Below are 15,297 nucleotides of genomic sequence, written 5' to 3' on the forward strand. Positions count from 1 at the left end.
CCTCACGTCTGCGGCTTGCCGGGCCATTGTGCCAGCCCCGACTGTGCGCGGTCAGACGCCGACCTCGTCCCCCGCCGCCCGGGTGGCCGGAATCGCGCACTCCGCCGGATCGCCGGCGGGTTGGGCCGCCGCCAGCGCGCGGGCGCGGCGCCGGGCCAGCGGAGCGGCCAGCACGCTCAGCGCGATGAACGCGGCGATGGTCAGCAGCACGATCGTCGCACCGGGCGGGACGTCCTGGTAGTAGGAGGTGACCGTGCCGCCGATGGTCACCGTCACGCCGATCGCCACCGCGATCGCGAAGGTGGCGGCGAAGCTGCGGCTGAGCTGTTGGGCCGCGGCCACCGGGACCACCATCAGGGCCGACACCAGCAGCAGGCCCACCACCCGCATCGCCACCGTCACGGTGACCGCCGCCGTGATCGCCGTCAGCAGGTTCAGCGCGCGGACCGGCAGGCCGGTCACCCGGGCGAACTCCTCGTCCTGGCTGACCGCGAAGAGCTGGCGGCGCAGGCCCAGGGTGACGACGACCACGAAGGCCGCGAGCAGGCAGATGGCCGTGACGTCCGACTCGGAGACGGTGGACAGCGATCCGAACAGGTACGACGTCAGGTTGGCGTTCGAGCCGCCCGGCGCGAGGTTGATGAACATCACGCCGCCGGCCATACCGCCGTAGAAGAGCATGGCGAGGGCGATGTCGCCGCGGGTTCTGCCGTACCAGCGGATCAGTTCCATGGTCACCGCGCCCAGGACCGAGATGGCGGTGGCCATCCACACCGGGGACCAGGACAGCAGGAAGCCCAGGCCGACACCGGTCATCGCGACATGGCCGATGCCGTCGCCCATGAGGGCCTGGCGGCGCTGGACGAGGTAGATGCCGACGGCGGGGGCCGTGATGCCGACCAGGACGGCGGCCAGCAGCGCCCGCTGCATGAAGGCGTAGTTCAGGAAGTCCATCAGCTCAGCAGTCCCGTGCGGATCGGTTCGGCGCCCGCGGGTGCGTGCGGGTGTACGTGGTCGTGGCCGGGCAGCGCGTGCTGGCCGAGGGCGCGCGGGGGCGGGCCGTCGTGCTGGACGCAGCCGTCGCGCAGGACGACCGCCCGGTCGATCAGCGGCTCCAGGGGGCCCAGTTCGTGCAGGACGAGGAGCACCGTCGTATCGGCCGCGACCTGGTCCTTCAGGGTCTGCGCCAGGACCTCCTGGCTGGCCAGGTCGACGCCCGCCATCGGCTCGTCCATGATCAGCAGTTCGGGTTCGGCGGCCAGCGCGCGGGCGATGAGCACGCGCTGGTGCTGGCCGCCGGAGAGGGCGTCGACGTTGTCCCTGGCCCGGTCGGCCATGCCCACGAGGTCCAGGGCGTGCCGTACGGCCTCCCGGTCGGCCTTGCGGAAGACGCCGAAACGGGTGCGGGAGAGCCGGCCCGAGGAGACGATCTCCGTCACCGTGGCCGGGACCCCGCCGGCGGCCGTCGTGCGCTGCGGGACGTACCCGATCCGCGCCCAGTCCCGGAACCGGCGCTGCGGGGTGCCGAACAGCTCGACCTCCCCGGCGCTGACCGGGACCTGCCCGATCACGCTGCGCACGGCGGTCGACTTGCCCGAGCCGTTCGCGCCGAGCAGGGCGACGACCTCACCGCGCCGCACGGTGAGGTCGATGCCCCGCAGGACCGGGCGCGAGCCCAGCTCGGCGCGGACACCGCGCAGCGAGATGACGGACTCCGACGCGACGGAATCCGACGCGACGGACTCCGGGACGGACTCCGATGAGACGGACTCGGCCTTCGCGCCGGTGACGCTCGCGTCCATGACGCCCTCCGTAGAGATCACTTCGTTCCCAGGGCTGTCTTCAGCGCCTTGAGGTTGGCCTCCTGGACCGAGAAGTAGTCCGTGCCCCGGGACTTCTTCGTGATGCCCTCGATCGGGTCGAGGACGTCGGTCTTGAGGTTCGCGTCGGAGGCGATGGTCTTCGCGGTCTTGTCGCTGACGAGCGTCTCGTAGAACACGGTCGTGACGCCGTCGGCCTTCGCCATCTTCTCAAGCTCCTTCACGCGGGCGGCGCTGGGCTCCGACTCGGGGTCGAGGCCGTTGATGGCCTCCTCGGTCAGGCCGTAGCGCTCGGCGAGGTAGCCGAAGGCGGCGTGCGTGGTGACGAAGACCTTGGTCCTCGTGTTCGCCAGTCCGTCCTTGAACTGTGTGTTCAGGGCGCCGAGCTTCTTCACGAGGGCCGCGGTGTTCGCCTTGTAGGCGGCCGCGTGGTCCGGATCGGCCTTCTCGAAGGCGTTGCCGACACCCTCGGCGACCTGGGAGTAGCGCACCGGGTCGAGCCAGATGTGCGGGTCGAGGCCGGACAGCTCCTCGTTCTCGTGGTCGTCGTGCTCGGCCGCGTGGCCGCCGACCTCGTTGCCGTGCTTCTCCAGCGTGGTGAGGGAGGCGGCGTCGATCTTCGTCTTGATCTCGGACTGGGCCACAGCGTCGTCGACGGAGGGCTGCAGGTCCTTGAGGTAGAGCACCGCGTCGGACTCCTGGAGCACGGCGGTCTGCTTGGCGCTGATCTCCAGGTCGTGCGGCTCCTGGCCGGGCTCGGTGAGGCTGGTGACGTTCACATGGTCCCCGCCTATCTGCTCGGCGAGGAAGGCCATCGGGTAGAACGACGCGACGACGTCGAACTTGTCCGTGTTGGCCGCGGCCGCGCTGTCGGAGGAGCAGGCGGAGAGGGTGCCGAGGCCGAAGGCCGTGACCGCCGCGACCGCGGTGCCGGATATGAGTCGTCGTCGTACGTTCATGACAGTCATTTTCAACAAATATGGAAACCGTTGTCAACAAGGCCTGGTAACGGCTGGGTAAGGGTCTGGGTAGGGATCCGATTTGGTCGAGGGGGAGTCCCCGCCGGTACCCTGAAGTCTTCTCTGGAAGCGCATCTCGCTTCGCCGCCCGTCGTCGTTATGAAGAGAGCACCGTGGCCGCCGACAAGATCGACACCATCGTCAGCCTGAGCAAGCGCCGTGGCTTCGTATTCCCGTGCAGTGAGATCTACGGCGGCCAGAAGGCCGCCTGGGATTACGGACCGCTGGGTGTCGAGCTCAAGGAGAACCTGAAGCGCCAGTGGTGGCGCTACATGGTGACGTCGCGCGAGGACGTGGTCGGCATCGACTCGTCCGTCATCCTGGCCCCCGAGGTCTGGGTGGCCTCCGGCCACGTCGCCACTTTCTCCGACCCGCTGACCGAGTGCACCTCCTGCCACAAGCGGTTCCGCGCGGACCACCTGGAGGAGGCGTACGAGGCCAAGCACCACCGCCTGCCGGAGAACGGCCTGGCGGACGTGAACTGCCCCAACTGCGGCAACAAGGGCCAGTTCACCGAGCCCAAGCAGTTCTCGGGTCTGCTCTCCACCCACCTCGGCCCCACGCAGGACACCGGCTCCATCGCCTACCTGCGCCCCGAGACCGCCCAGGGCATCTTCACCAACTTCGCCCAGGTGCAGACCACTTCGCGCCGCAAGCCGCCGTTCGGCATCGCGCAGATGGGCAAGTCCTTCCGCAACGAGATCACGCCCGGCAACTTCATCTTCCGCACCCGCGAGTTCGAGCAGATGGAGATGGAGTTCTTCGTCAAGCCGGGCGAGGACGAGAAGTGGCAGGAGTACTGGATGGAGCAGCGCTGGAACTGGTACACCGGCCTGGGCCTGCGCGAGGAGAACATGCGGTGGTACGACCACCCGAAGGAGAAGCTCTCCCACTACTCCAAGCGCACCGCTGACATCGAGTACCGCTTCCAGTTCGGCGGCAACGAGTGGGGCGAGCTGGAGGGTGTCGCCAACCGCACCGACTTCGACCTCTCCGCCCACGCCAAGGCCTCCGGCCAGGACCTCTCCTACTTCGACCAGGAGGCCCAGGAGCGCTGGACCCCCTACGTCATCGAGCCCGCGGCCGGTGTCGGCCGCGCGATGCTGGCCTTCCTCCTCGACGCCTACATCGAGGACGAGGCGCCCAACGCCAAGGGCAAGCTGGAGAAGCGGACCGTTCTGCGTCTGGACCACCGTCTGGCCCCGGTGAAGGTCGCGGTCCTGCCGCTGTCCCGTAACCCGGAGCTGTCGCCCAAGGCCAAGGGCCTCGCCGCCGCGCTGCGCCAGAACTGGAACATCGAGTTCGACGACGCCGGTGCCATCGGCCGCCGCTACCGCCGCCAGGACGAGATCGGTACGCCGTACTGCGTGACCGTCGACTTCGACACCCTGGACGACAACGCGGTGACCGTCCGCGAGCGTGACTCGATGAAGCAGGAGCGGGTGTCCCTCGACCAGATCGAGAGCTACCTCGCCGGCCGCCTGATCGGCTGCTGACCTCGTATTTCCTCTTCGTTGCCTGAACGCCGGTGCCGGGTCCCTTCCGAGGGGCCCGGCACTCGTCATGCGGGGTGTGCCCGCTTCTGATGGCCGCGCAGCAGCACGTTCGCGTCGGTCTCCGCGCTGTAGTCGTGCGCGGCGCGGGCGCTCTCCCGGCGCGACGCCAGGTCCTCGCACTCGGCGCAGTCCGGCTCCGGGGCGGGCGGACGGGGCGTGCCGATGCCGACCATGAACGGCGCGTCGGTCCGTGCGCGCCGGTTCGCCGCCCGCACGCCCGCGCTCAGCCGCTCCTCGGTCGTCGCCGGCCGCAGCGTCGCCGGGTCGGCCTGCCACTCCCGGCCGCCGCCGACGGGCCGCAGCATCGCGTAGGGCCCGGACCGGTCCTGGTACTCGCCGACCTTGTCCGTCGCGGGGTCGTAGAGCAGGGCGCCCGGCTCGTGCTGCGTGTCGTGCATGTCTTTCGCTCCTTTCACCCAACTTACATACTAATTGTGACAGTTGGGCTACTCTGCGTGGTGGGGGTCGTCGTCAGGATGGCCCGAGATCGGGATCGGCGCGCCGCTGACGTGGGGCTGGGCGTCGTCGGACAGCGCATATTCCACAAATTCCGGAGGGTTGGATGCCGTCCAGGCGGGTGATCACGGGCCGTAGCCAGGAACCCCGGCGACGTTTCGCGGAAGAGCTGCGCCTCCTGCGGACCGAGAAGGGGGACAGTCTGCGGCAGTTGGAGGTGGTCCTGGGCTGGAACGCGTCGACGTTCGGAAAGATGGAGGGCGGCCAGAGCCTGGGCAGCCCGGAGATCGTGGAGGCGCTGGACCAGCATTACGGCACGGCCCCGATGCTGCTCACGCTGTGGGAACTGGCGGTGGCGGATCCGTCGCAGTTCAAGGAGCAGTATCGGCGGTACATGGAGTTGGAGGCCGAGGCGGTCAGTCTGTGGCACTACGCCTCGGCGAACCTGCACGGCTTGTTGCAAACCCCGGGCTACGCCCGCGAGTTCCTGGAAGCGGGTGGCTTGGATGGGGAGGAGCTGACAGGGCAAGTCGAGGCACGCATGGGGCGCAGCCAGCTGCTGGTGGCGGAGGATGCGCCGCGCTTCCGTTCGATCCTCTCCGAGTCGGTGCTGCGTACGACGCTGCGCGACTCCGGCGAGTGGCGTGGGCAGTTGGAGCACCTGTTGGCTATGGGTGAGCGCAAGAAAGTGACCCTTCACGTCCTGCCGTTCTCGACTGGACTTCACGCCTTGTCGAACACCGACACAGTCTTCTTGCGGCAACCTGACGGCAGTACCGTTGCCTGGGTGGAGACCGGTTACGCGGGCGAGCTGGTTCAGGAAACGGCCAAGGTCGAACGGCTCCAGCTCAGATACGATCTGGTACGCGATTTGGCCCTTTCCCCGGACGGATCGCGTGTGTTCATCCGGCGATTGTTGGAGGAAGTTCTGTGCGAGCCATCGACCTGAGCGGTGTTGTGTGGCGCAAGAGCAGCTACAGCAATCAGGACGGCGGCGCCTGCCTCGAAGTCGCCGACCATCACCCCTCCCTCGTCCCGGTCCGGGACAGCAAGGACCCCGCCCGAGGGGTGCTGGCGTTCGGCGCGGACGCCTGGGGCCACTTCGTCCGTGTCTACAGGTCCAGGTCCACGTAGAGCGCCGCGTGGTCGGAGGCCGCGGTGCCCTTCGAGGTCACCGTGTCGAAGGACTTGATGTCCTTCGCGAAGATGCCGCGGGTCTCCAGCCCGACGTGCTGGACCTCCGGCCACAGCTCGGGGGAGAGCAGGAGATAGTCGAGCTTGTCCCGCTCGCTCTTGCACTCCCCGTGGGTGCCGGGCAGTCCGCGATAGGCGCGGTGACTCATCACGTCCCGCAGACCGGTGTCCCGTAGGACCGTCGCGGGGTCGCTGTCCGGGTCGTCGTTGAGGTCCCCGGCGACGATGACGTGCGGGGTGCGCTCCAGTGCGGCCCGGTAGATCTCCGCGACCCGCTCCGCCTGGGCCAGACGCAGGTCGGGGTTGTCCTGGAACTTGCTCTTCAGGTGGTTGCCGAGGAGCACCAGGGGTGTCCCGTTGAGCTGGATCTCGAACTCGGGGCAGTCGCGGCTGAAGAGGCGCAGGTCGGGACGTTCGGGGCCGGTGTCGAAGAGATGGGTTCGCACGGACGTGATGGGGTGCCGGCTGAGGATCCCGATGTCGATACCCCGGGGATCGTTGCCGTCGATCAGGAGGGCGTAGGGGTACGGCCGCCGGCCGAGCGCCCCGGCCAGCACCTGCGTGTTGAAGCGCTCCAGGGTGAGCCGGTCCTCGACCTCCACGGTGAGCAGGATGTCGGCGTCCACCTCCGAGACCACCCGGCCGGTGTTGCGCACCACGGTCAGCTCGAAGTCGTCCTGCCCCAGCTCGGCCCAACCGGCCCACGCGGAACGGCCCTTGGCGGTGACCTCGACGTGTGTGCTCTTTCCCGACCCCGTCGTCTTGAACAGTCCGGAGTCCTTGCCCGGACGTGACTGGTTCACGTAGATCGGCGGCGGGTCCTTCGGGTCGATGTCGTACGCACGGTGCTTCTCGATGACACCGGCGATCTTCGTCTTGTCGTCGTCCGTGTACACCGGCAGGTCGAGGAGTGCGACCAGCGTGGCGAAGTCGTCGAGGATCTCCTCGCGCTTCGCCGGGTCCTCGATGCGGAAGGCCGTGGGTCGGCGGAAGAGGTTCTCCATGTTGAAAGTGGCTATGCGAATGCTCATGGCAGGCCTCCACGGCGGCGCGGAAGGGCCGCTCGGTCGGCGGCAGGCGCCGCCGGGGTGACTGCGCACCGACATCTCTCATTGTCCTCGGCGCTCCGGCCCCGTCGACCGGACAGATATCGGATGACGGACGGCAGATGACGGACGGCAGATTACAGATGTCAGATGACAGATGTTGAAATCTGTCATCTGTCATGCCAGGCTGGTGGGCATGACGATGCGAACCCGTTCCCTCGGCACCACCGGTCCCCAGGTCTCCGCCCTCGGCCTCGGCTGCATGGGCATGTCCGCGCTGTACGGCGACGCGGACCGGACCGAGGGGATCGCGACGATCCACGCCGCCCTCGAGGCCGGCGTGACGCTGCTGGACACCGGCGACTTCTACGGCATGGGCCACAACGAGCTGCTGATCGGCGAAGCCCTGCGCTCCGCACCCGCCGCCCGCCGCGAACAGGCGCAGGTGAGCGTGAAGTTCGGCGCCCTGCGCGACCCGGACGGCGGCTGGAGCGGCTACGACGGCCGTCCGGCGGCCGTGAAGAACTTCGCCGCCTACTCCCTCCAGCGCCTGGGCGTCGACCACATCGACGTCTACCGCATCGCCCGGCTCGACCCCGACGTACCGATCGAGGAGACCGTCGGCGCGATCGCCGAGCTGGTCGAGAAGGGGCACGTCCGGCACATCGGCCTCAGCGAGGTCGGCGCCGAGACCATCCGCAAGGCCGCCGCCACCGCGCCGATCGCCGACCTCCAGATCGAGTACGCGCTGATCTCGCGTGGCATCGAGCGGTCGATCCTGCCGGTCACCCGGGAGCTGGGGATCTCCATCACGGCGTACGGCGTGCTGTCGCGCGGGCTGATCTCCGGGCACTTCACCCCCGACCGCAAGCTCGCCGCGAACGACTTCCGGGCCTACTCGCCGCGCTTCCAGGGCGACAACCTCCAGCACAACCTGAACCTGGTGGAGGCCCTGCGGAAGATCGCCGAGCAGAAGGGCGTCTCCGTCGCGCAGATCGCGATCGCCTGGGTGCTGGCCCAGGGCGAGGACATCGTGCCGCTGGTGGGCGCCCGGTCCAGGGAACGGCTGGCGGAGTCGCTGGGTGCGCTGGACGTCGTCCTCGAGGCCGCCGACCTCGCCGCGATCGAGGCCGCCGTCCCGGCCGACGCGGCCGCCGGTGAACGCTACTCGGCCGCCGCGATGGCCCACCTCGACAGCGAGCGCTGACCCGCCCTCCGGGTACGGTCTGAGCATGTCACCGACCACCGAGACCCTGACCGCCGAGCGCATCCTCGAGGCGACCGAGGAGGTGCTGCGCCGCCACGGCCCGGCCAAGGCCACCGTGGTCGACGTGGCCCGCGCGCTCGGCGTCAGTCACGGCAGCGTCTACCGGCACTTCCGGACGAAGGCGGCGCTGCGCGAGGCGGTCACGAAGCGGTGGCTGGACCGTACGTCCGAGACCCTCTCCGCCATCACCGCCGACGGGACACGTGCCCCGGAGACCCGGCTGCGCGACTGGCTCGCGGCCCTCTTCGAGGCCAAGCGGCGCAAGGCGGGCGACGACCCCGAGCTGTTCGCCACCTACATGGTCCTGACCGGGGAGAGCGGCGAGGTGGTCGGCGAGCACCTCGCCGACCTGACCGGCCAGCTCACCCGGATCATCGAGGCGGGAGTGGCGTCGGGCGACTTCGCCGTCCCCGACCCGAGGACCACCGCCGGCGCCGTCTTCCAGGCCACCGGCCGCTTCCACGACCCCGGCTACCACCGGGTGTGGGAGCGACCGGGTGCCCAGGAGGACTTCACGGCGCTGGTGGACCTGCTGATGCGGGGACTGCGGGGGCCGGCCTGATGGCGCCGACGATCCGCCGGGCCGTGATCCCCGCCGCCGGCCTCGGCTCGCGGCTGCTGCCCCTCACGAAGGCCATCCCGAAGGAGATGCTCCCGGTCGGCGACAAGCCGGTGATCGAGCACACCGTGCGCGAGCTGGTGGACTCGGGCATCACCGACATCACCATCGTCGTATCCGGCGGCAAGAGCCTGATTCAGGACCACTTCCGCCCCAACCCGGCCCTCGTCGAGCAGCTCCGCGCCGACGGCAGGACGTCCTACGCGGACGCGGTCGAGGAGGTCGGCGAGCTGGCTCGCAGGGGCCACATCACCTATCTGGACCAGCGCGGTCCGTACGGCAACGGCACGCCGGTGCTGAACGCCGCCCGTTCCTTCGGGGACGAGCCGGTCCTGGTCCTGTGGCCCGACGACGTCTTCGTCGCCGAGACCCCCCGCGCCCAGCAACTGATCCGCGCCTACGAGCAGACCGGCTGCCCGGTGCTGGCCCTGCTGCCGATGGACCCCGCCGACTCCCAGCGCTACGGCGTCCCCGTCGTCAAGGAGGACCTCGGCGACGGCACCCTGCGCATCACCGGCCTCGTCGAGAAACCCGACCCCGCGCGGGCACCGTCGGCGTACGCGGCCATCGGCGGCTACGTCGTCACGCCCGGCATCATCGACGAGCTGCGCGAGCAGACCCGCCGCTGGTACGAGCACCGGACCGGTGAGATCTACCTGACCGACGCCATCAACGCCTACGCCCGCGGCCGCGCGGTGTACGGCCAGGTCATCCAGGGCCGCTGGTACGACACGGGCAACCCGGCCGACTACCTCGTCGCCCAGCTGGCCCACGCCCTGGCCCACCCCGAGTACGGGCCGGTGCTGCGGCGGCTGGTCGGCGACCTCGACGCCCGCGACGACCGGGCCGCTTCCCTCGCACCGACCGAGGAACGATCAGGTCGGTCCCCGCTCGCGTAGACGCGAGGGGTTCAGTGCGGCAGCACCCAGCCCGGCGCCCAGGTCCCGGCGGCGCCGTGGCCGGCCGCCGTGGCGTCGAGGTGGGCGCGGAGGGTGGCCAGCGCCGGGTGGGGGTTGTCCCGGTGCCAGAGGAGCGAGTGCGGATAGACGGGCGTCGGGTCGGTCACCGGGATGAGGCGCAGGCCGTGGCCGGTGGGCCAGACGAGACGGGTCTGCCCGCCCATGAAGGTGGCCAGGGCCGGAGTGTCGGCGATGGTGTCGAGAAGGGCGTCGGAGCCGAAGTTGGGGCCGGTCGCCTCGATGGTGAGGCCGAACTCGGCGATCAGGTCGTCGTAGTAGGCGGTCCACTCGGTTCCGGGGGCGAGGCCGGGCATCCAGATCCGGTGCCCGGCGAGCTGGGCCAGGGGCACCGACCGGGCGCCCGCCAGCGCGTGGGCGGAGCCGGTGAGGAGCTGGAGCGGCTCGTCGAGCACCCGGACGGACGCGATGTCCTCGGGCAGCGGCCTGCCGGGCGCGGCGACGGCGCGGAAGGACGCGTCGATCGCACCGGACCGGATGGCGGCTACGGCCCTCTCGATGTCGAACAGCATCACCACGTCGAGGTCGATCTCGGGGTGTGCGCGGTGGAAGCCGCGCATCAGGCCCGTCGCCGCGCCGCGTGAGGCGATCACGTCGACGCGCAGCGGACGGTGGCCGGTGCGCACGGACGCGACCGCGCGCTCGGTGACGCGCAGCAGCTCGCGTGCGTGGGGCAGGAACGCCTGCCCGTCGATGGTGAGTTCGGCGCCGCGTGGGGTGCGGGTGAACAGCCGCACCCCGAGATTGCGCTCCAGCGCGGCGATCCGCTTCGAGACGGCCTGCTGGGTGATCGCCAGCTCGGCGGCGGCCTCCTGGAACTGCCCCGCGTCGGCGGCGACGACGAAGGTCCGGACGGTGTCGAGATCCATGGCGGACACCCTATGGATACAACCGATGGTTGTGTTCGCATGGTCCTGCGGTTGTTTGATCCCGGGGTGGGTTGCTCGCTTTGATGCTTCCGGACGCGGATCGGTTGTGCGGATTAGGGGCGAGGGGCGGCGGGCATGAGGAGCGGGCACCGGCTGGGGCGGCGCTTCGGGTGGCTCTGGGGAGCGTACGGAACCAGCGCGCTCGGCACCTGGCTCGCCTTCGGCGCGTTCCCGCTGATCGCCGTCCAGGTGCTGCACGCCGGACCGGCCGAGGTCGCCGCGCTCGCCTCCGTGGGGGCCGCGGTGGGCGCGGTCGTGGCGGTACCGCTCGGCCCGTGGGTGGAGTTCCGCGGCAAGCGGCCGGTGCTGATCGCGATGGACCTGGTGCGGTGCGCGGCGCTGCTGACGATCCCCGCCGCGTTCGCGTGCGGCGTCCTCTCCTTCGTTCAGCTCCTGCTGGTCTCGGTCGTCGTCGCGGCGGCCGACATCACCTTCCGTGCCGCCTCCGGCGCCTACCTGAAGACACTGCTGCCGGCGGAGGACCTGCTCGTGGCCAACGCCCGGTTCGAGTCCACCACCTGGACGACCACGATCATCGGCCCGCCGCTGGGCGGCGTGGCGATCGGGCTCCTCGGTCCGGTGGCGACGGTGGTGGCCGACGCGGTCAGCTACCTGCTCTCGGCCCTGGGCCTGCGCGCGATGGGCGGGCACGAGCCGCCGGCCGAGCGCCGGGAGGCCGTGCGGATGCGGGCCGGGGACCTGCTCGACGGCTGGCGGTACATCCTCGCCGACCCGACGCTGCGTCCCCTGTTCTTCAACACCGCCCTGTTCAACGGCCTGGTGATGGCCACCCAGCCGCTGCTGACCGTCCTGATGCTCGGCCGGCTCGGCTTCGCGCCGTGGCAGTACGGCCTCGCCTTCGCCGCGCCCGCGATCGGCGGACTGCTCGGCTCGCGGCTGGCCCGACCGCTCGTCACCCGCTTCGGGCAGCACCGGATTCTGGCCGGGGCGGGGGCGCTGCGCGCGATCTGGCCCGTCGGCCTGGCGTTCCTCGGGCCGGGCACCGGCGGGCTGCTGCTGGTGATGGGCGTCGAGCTCGGGCTCATCTTCTGCTGCGGGGTCTTCAACCCCGTGTACGCCACCTACCGCCTCGAGCGCACCGCGACCGACCGGGTCGCCCGCACACTGTCCGCCTGGGCGGTGACGACCAAGGCGTCGACCGCGCTCCTGACCGCCGTCTGGGGCGTGCTGGGCGGCCTGCTCGGCCCACGTACGGCCATCGGCCTGGCCGGTGTGCTCCTGCTGGCCACCCCGCTGCTGCTCCCCCGCCGCGCGGCAGCGCATCTCTCTGAGCCGGAGCCGGAGCCGGAGCAGGGTCCGGGGCCGAAGCAGGGTCCGGAGCCCGAGCCGGAGGCGGCACCGAACCGTGCCTGATGGCTCCGGCGATCCCGCCGGAGGTCAGCTCCCCGCCGTGCACCGCCAGAAGTCCCGCATCAGGGGCGTGGGCGTCGGGTTCTCCATCGCCACCTGGGTGAGGAGGATGGTGACCGTGCCCGTCTGCGGGACGATGTGGGCCGTCGTTCCCGTGCCGCCGACCCAGCCGTAGCGGCCGGGCACGTTCCAGGGGTCGACGGGGGAGACGTCGACCCCGCCGCCGTAGCCCCAGCCCTGGCCCTCCAGGAACAGGGAGCCGAACTCCCTTTGCCGTGCCGTCAGGTGATTGGTCGTCATGCGACGCACGGAGGTCGGGGAGAGAAGGGTGCGGCCGCCCGCCTCGCCGCCGCTCAGGAGCAGACGGGCGAACGCCAGCCAGTCGTCGGCCGTGGACGCCAGCCCGCCGCCGCCCGACGGGAAGGCCGGGACGCGGTGCCACCCGCCGTCCGGGGTGTCCGCCACCGCCAGCGAACCCGCGCCGTCGGGACGATAGGCGGTGGTGAAGCGGTCCCGCTTCTCCTTCGGGACCTCGAACGCCGTGTCCTTCATGCCGAGCGGCTCGAAGATCCGTTCCGCGAGGAACTCGGGCAAGGTGCGGCCGGACGCCCGTGAGATCAGGATCCCCTGGAGATCGGAGGCGGTGTCGTACAGCCAGGCCTCGCCCGGCTGGTACAGCAGGGGCACGCGGGCCAGCTCCGCCAGCCAGGTGTCCGGGTCCGGGTAGGCCTGCGGGGCCCGACCGTCCTTGTGCATGCCGAACAGGGCCTGCACCGCCGGCAGCGAGAAGTCGGCCGGGAAGCCCCAGCCCGGACGGGAGCTCAGCAGGTCCTCGACGGTGATCGGGCGGGCCGCCGGCACCACGTCCTCGACGGGAGCGGACGGCGTACGGACCACCACCGGGTCAGCCAGTTCGGGCAGCCACTCGGCCACCGGCGAGTCCAGGGCCAGCCGCCCCTCCTCCACCAGCATCAGCAGTGCCGCCGCCGTGACCGGCTTGGTGATCGAGGCGATCCGGAAGAGGGACTCCCGGTCCATCGGGGCGGTGCCCTCGCTGTCCTGCGAACCGGCGGTCACCACCTCCACCGAGCCGCCGCGGGCCACGAGGCCCACCGCTCCGGGGACGGTGCCGTCGTCGACGTACCGTCGCAGGGTCTCGTGCAGAGCGCTCATGGGCCGGCCTCCCGGTGCGATGTCCATTCGTCGTCCCTATGACCTCCGGGACGGCCGGAAGTCATCGCGGCTCGCGGCCCTCCGAGGGATCCACCGTCGCCTGGTGCGCCTCGGCGAGGTGTTCCTCGGCCTTCAGCCAGGGCAGGAACTGCGCCCCCTTGCGCCAGCCGCACGTGTCACATCTGATCGTGCGCTGCACTCCCGCGCGCCGCACTCTGACGACATGCTCCCGCCCGTGCTGGTCCCAGCGGCTCACCTTGCTCGTATTGATCTCCAGCACCACGCCTCCCGAAATCTCGGCCAGCAAGGAGTGTGCAGCAATACCAACATCAACAGGGGTTTCGTCCCGTCGAGTTGTCCAAGCCGTTCCCGAGGCCGGTCCCGGGCGCCGGAGTCACCCCACCCTGCGCGGCAGCCGCAGGCTCAGCAGCCCCGTCACGACGATCCCGCCCAACTGCACGGCCAGCGTGGTGACCAGGGCGTCCCTTATGCCCATCCCCGGGACCAGGGACAGGAACAGGGTGCCGAGAGTGGCCACACCCAGCGCCAGCGAGGCCTGTTGGGTGGTCACCATCACCCCGCTGCCGACGCCCGCGCGGGCCGGCGGCACCTCGGACATCACGATCCGCATGACGACGGGCAGTTGGAGAGCCTGCCCCGCACCGGCGACCGCCGCGCCCGGCAGCAGCTCGACGAAGCCGACGTCCGGCCAGTCGGCGCGCACCGCCAGCAGGATGAGGACGACACCCACGCCCTGGACCACCGAGCCCGCCGTGACCACCCGGGACCCGAACCGCGCCACCAGCCGTGGCCCGGCCAGCGAGACGAGGAAGAAGGCCAGGGCCATCGGCGTGAGCGCCAGACCGGCCGGCACCGGGCCCAGCCCCGCCCCGCTCTGGAGCGCCACGGCGATGACGAACATGAACCCGCTGAAGCCGATCGCGAACGGCACCATGATCGTCAGGCCGCGCCGCAGCGTGGTCAGCGCGAACAGGCTCGGCGGCACCAGCGGGGTACGGCCCTGCCGGTCGGCCCGCCGCTCCACCGCGAGGAACGCGCCCGTCACCAGCGGAAACGCGGCCAGCGACAGCCACGTCCACAGCGGCCAGCCCGCCGCCCGGCCCTCGGTGAGCGGGGCGAGCAGCGTCAGCAGGGCGGCGGCGAGGAGCACGGTGCCGGGTCCGTCAGCGGGCTCGGGGTGCTGCGAGCGCGTCTCCGGGACCGTACGGACGGCGAGGACGAGCCCGACGACCACGACCGGGACGTTCACGAGGAACACGGACCGCCAGCCGCTGCCGGCGAGGTCCGCGGCGACGAGCACGCCGCCCAGGATCTGGCCCGCGACCATGGCCAGCCCGGCCGTCGCGCCGTACAGGCTCATCGCCTTGGCGCGACGCGGCCCCTCGGTGGACGACTGGATGGTGGCCAGCACCTGCGGAACCATCGCGGCGGCCGACGCGCCCTGCGCGACCCGCGCCGCGACCAGCGACCACGCGTCCGGCGCGAGTCCGCAGGCCAGCGAGGTCAGGCCGAAGGCGGCCATGCCGCCCAGGAAGAGCCGGCGCCGGCCGAACAGGTCGCCGAGCCGGCCGCCCAGCACGAGCAGAACGGCGTACGCGAGCCCGTACCCGGCGACGACGAGTTCGAGGACGGACTCGCTCGCGGCGAGATCCCGGCCCATGGTGGGCAGGGCGACATTGACGATGAAGAAGTCGATCAGGGGCAGGGCCGCGCCGAGCAGCACGGTGAACAGCCCGAGCGAGCCGAGCGCGTGGGGCGCCGCGACCGTCCTTGCGGCGGCTGGGGTGGCGATGGTTTCAGTCACGCTCCCGAGCCTGCGCCGCCGCTCAGACGGGTACCAGATGCTTCT

General features: G+C 70.8%; 16 protein-coding genes. 7 read left to right on the plus strand and 9 right to left on the minus strand.

Annotation, left to right across the window (positions count from 1 at the left end):
- Window positions 1-51: 51 nt before the first annotated feature.
- From OHU34_RS28155 to OHU34_RS28165, 3 genes are read right to left on the minus strand one after another with little or no spacing between them, the layout of a single operon-like run.
- Window positions 52-954 carry a metal ABC transporter permease gene (locus tag OHU34_RS28155; RefSeq protein WP_054244836.1) on the minus strand — a complete coding sequence of 301 codons (903 nt, stop codon included), beginning with the start codon at window positions 952-954 and terminating at the stop codon, window positions 52-54.
- Window positions 954-1,802, minus strand: coding sequence for a metal ABC transporter ATP-binding protein (locus OHU34_RS28160; protein ID WP_405768871.1), 849 nt, complete (start codon window positions 1,800-1,802; stop codon window positions 954-956). Before OHU34_RS28160 ends, OHU34_RS28155 begins: the two co-directional genes overlap by 1 nt.
- A gap of 17 nt (window positions 1,803-1,819) precedes the next feature.
- The gene (locus tag OHU34_RS28165) at window positions 1,820-2,779 is read right to left on the minus strand and encodes a metal ABC transporter solute-binding protein, Zn/Mn family (protein WP_405768874.1); all 960 of its coding nucleotides are present in this window, start codon (window positions 2,777-2,779) and stop codon (window positions 1,820-1,822) included.
- A gap of 173 nt (window positions 2,780-2,952) precedes the next feature.
- On the opposite strand from OHU34_RS28165, the gene OHU34_RS28170 reads away from it, so the two are divergent.
- Window positions 2,953-4,335, plus strand: coding sequence for a glycine--tRNA ligase (locus OHU34_RS28170; protein ID WP_057599977.1), 1,383 nt, complete (start codon window positions 2,953-2,955; stop codon window positions 4,333-4,335).
- Window positions 4,336-4,400: 65 nt separating this feature from the next.
- Here the strand turns inward: OHU34_RS28170 and OHU34_RS28175 are convergent, their stop codons facing one another.
- Window positions 4,401-4,793, minus strand: a complete 393-nt coding sequence (locus OHU34_RS28175; RefSeq protein ID WP_230195775.1) for a hypothetical protein — start codon at window positions 4,791-4,793, stop codon at window positions 4,401-4,403.
- Between the two features lie 164 nt (window positions 4,794-4,957).
- Here OHU34_RS28175 and OHU34_RS28180 point away from each other — a divergent pair, with 164 nt between their 5' ends.
- Window positions 4,958-5,800: a helix-turn-helix transcriptional regulator gene (locus OHU34_RS28180; RefSeq protein WP_142264227.1), complete on the plus strand. Its 843-nt coding sequence runs from the start codon at window positions 4,958-4,960 to the stop codon at window positions 5,798-5,800.
- Window positions 5,782-5,985 (plus strand): DUF397 domain-containing protein, encoded by a 204-nt coding sequence (locus OHU34_RS28185; protein ID WP_142264226.1) that lies wholly within the window; start codon window positions 5,782-5,784, stop codon window positions 5,983-5,985. Before OHU34_RS28180 ends, OHU34_RS28185 begins: the two co-directional genes overlap by 19 nt.
- Here OHU34_RS28185 and OHU34_RS28190 read toward each other — a convergent pair.
- Complete coding sequence (locus tag OHU34_RS28190; protein ID WP_230195778.1) at window positions 5,964-7,076, minus strand: endonuclease/exonuclease/phosphatase family protein; 1,113 nt, start codon at window positions 7,074-7,076, stop codon at window positions 5,964-5,966. The two genes, OHU34_RS28185 and OHU34_RS28190, sit on opposite strands and share 22 nt — an antisense overlap.
- A gap of 211 nt (window positions 7,077-7,287) precedes the next feature.
- Here OHU34_RS28190 and OHU34_RS28195 point away from each other — a divergent pair, with 211 nt between their 5' ends.
- The 3 genes from OHU34_RS28195 to OHU34_RS28205 are packed head-to-tail and all read left to right on the plus strand — an operon-like array spanning window position 7,288 to window position 9,876.
- Window positions 7,288-8,298 carry an aldo/keto reductase gene (locus OHU34_RS28195; RefSeq protein ID WP_142264224.1) on the plus strand — a complete coding sequence of 337 codons (1,011 nt, stop codon included), beginning with the start codon at window positions 7,288-7,290 and terminating at the stop codon, window positions 8,296-8,298.
- Window positions 8,299-8,323: 25 nt separating this feature from the next.
- The gene (locus tag OHU34_RS28200; RefSeq protein WP_142264223.1) at window positions 8,324-8,920 is read left to right on the plus strand and encodes a TetR family transcriptional regulator; all 597 of its coding nucleotides are present in this window, start codon (window positions 8,324-8,326) and stop codon (window positions 8,918-8,920) included.
- On the plus strand, window positions 8,920-9,876 hold the full coding sequence (locus OHU34_RS28205) for a UTP--glucose-1-phosphate uridylyltransferase (protein ID WP_142264222.1): 957 nt from the start codon (window positions 8,920-8,922) through the stop codon (window positions 9,874-9,876). Before OHU34_RS28200 ends, OHU34_RS28205 begins: the two co-directional genes overlap by 1 nt.
- A gap of 11 nt (window positions 9,877-9,887) precedes the next feature.
- On the opposite strand, the gene OHU34_RS28210 is transcribed toward OHU34_RS28205, so the two are convergent.
- Window positions 9,888-10,823, minus strand: a complete 936-nt coding sequence (locus OHU34_RS28210; RefSeq protein WP_142264221.1) for a LysR family transcriptional regulator — start codon at window positions 10,821-10,823, stop codon at window positions 9,888-9,890.
- A gap of 135 nt (window positions 10,824-10,958) precedes the next feature.
- On the opposite strand from OHU34_RS28210, the gene OHU34_RS28215 reads away from it, so the two are divergent.
- Window positions 10,959-12,257: an MFS transporter gene (locus tag OHU34_RS28215; protein ID WP_142264220.1), complete on the plus strand. Its 1,299-nt coding sequence runs from the start codon at window positions 10,959-10,961 to the stop codon at window positions 12,255-12,257.
- 24 nt (window positions 12,258-12,281) lie between these two features.
- Here the strand turns inward: OHU34_RS28215 and OHU34_RS28220 are convergent, their stop codons facing one another.
- The 3 genes from OHU34_RS28220 to OHU34_RS28230 form a co-directional block, all read right to left on the minus strand.
- A complete protein-coding gene (locus tag OHU34_RS28220) occupies window positions 12,282-13,427 on the minus strand; it encodes a serine hydrolase (protein WP_142264219.1) in 1,146 nt (381 codons plus the stop codon).
- Between the two features lie 61 nt (window positions 13,428-13,488).
- Window positions 13,489-13,707 (minus strand): hypothetical protein, encoded by a 219-nt coding sequence (locus OHU34_RS28225; RefSeq protein WP_020132980.1) that lies wholly within the window; start codon window positions 13,705-13,707, stop codon window positions 13,489-13,491.
- Window positions 13,708-13,821: 114 nt separating this feature from the next.
- Window positions 13,822-15,252 (minus strand): MFS transporter, encoded by a 1,431-nt coding sequence (locus OHU34_RS28230; protein WP_142264218.1) that lies wholly within the window; start codon window positions 15,250-15,252, stop codon window positions 13,822-13,824.
- Window positions 15,253-15,297 lie beyond the last annotated feature (45 nt).

The organism is Streptomyces sp. NBC_00080, from assembly GCF_045041255.1.
Taxonomy (GTDB): domain Bacteria; phylum Actinomycetota; class Actinomycetes; order Streptomycetales; family Streptomycetaceae; genus Streptomyces; species Streptomyces coriariae.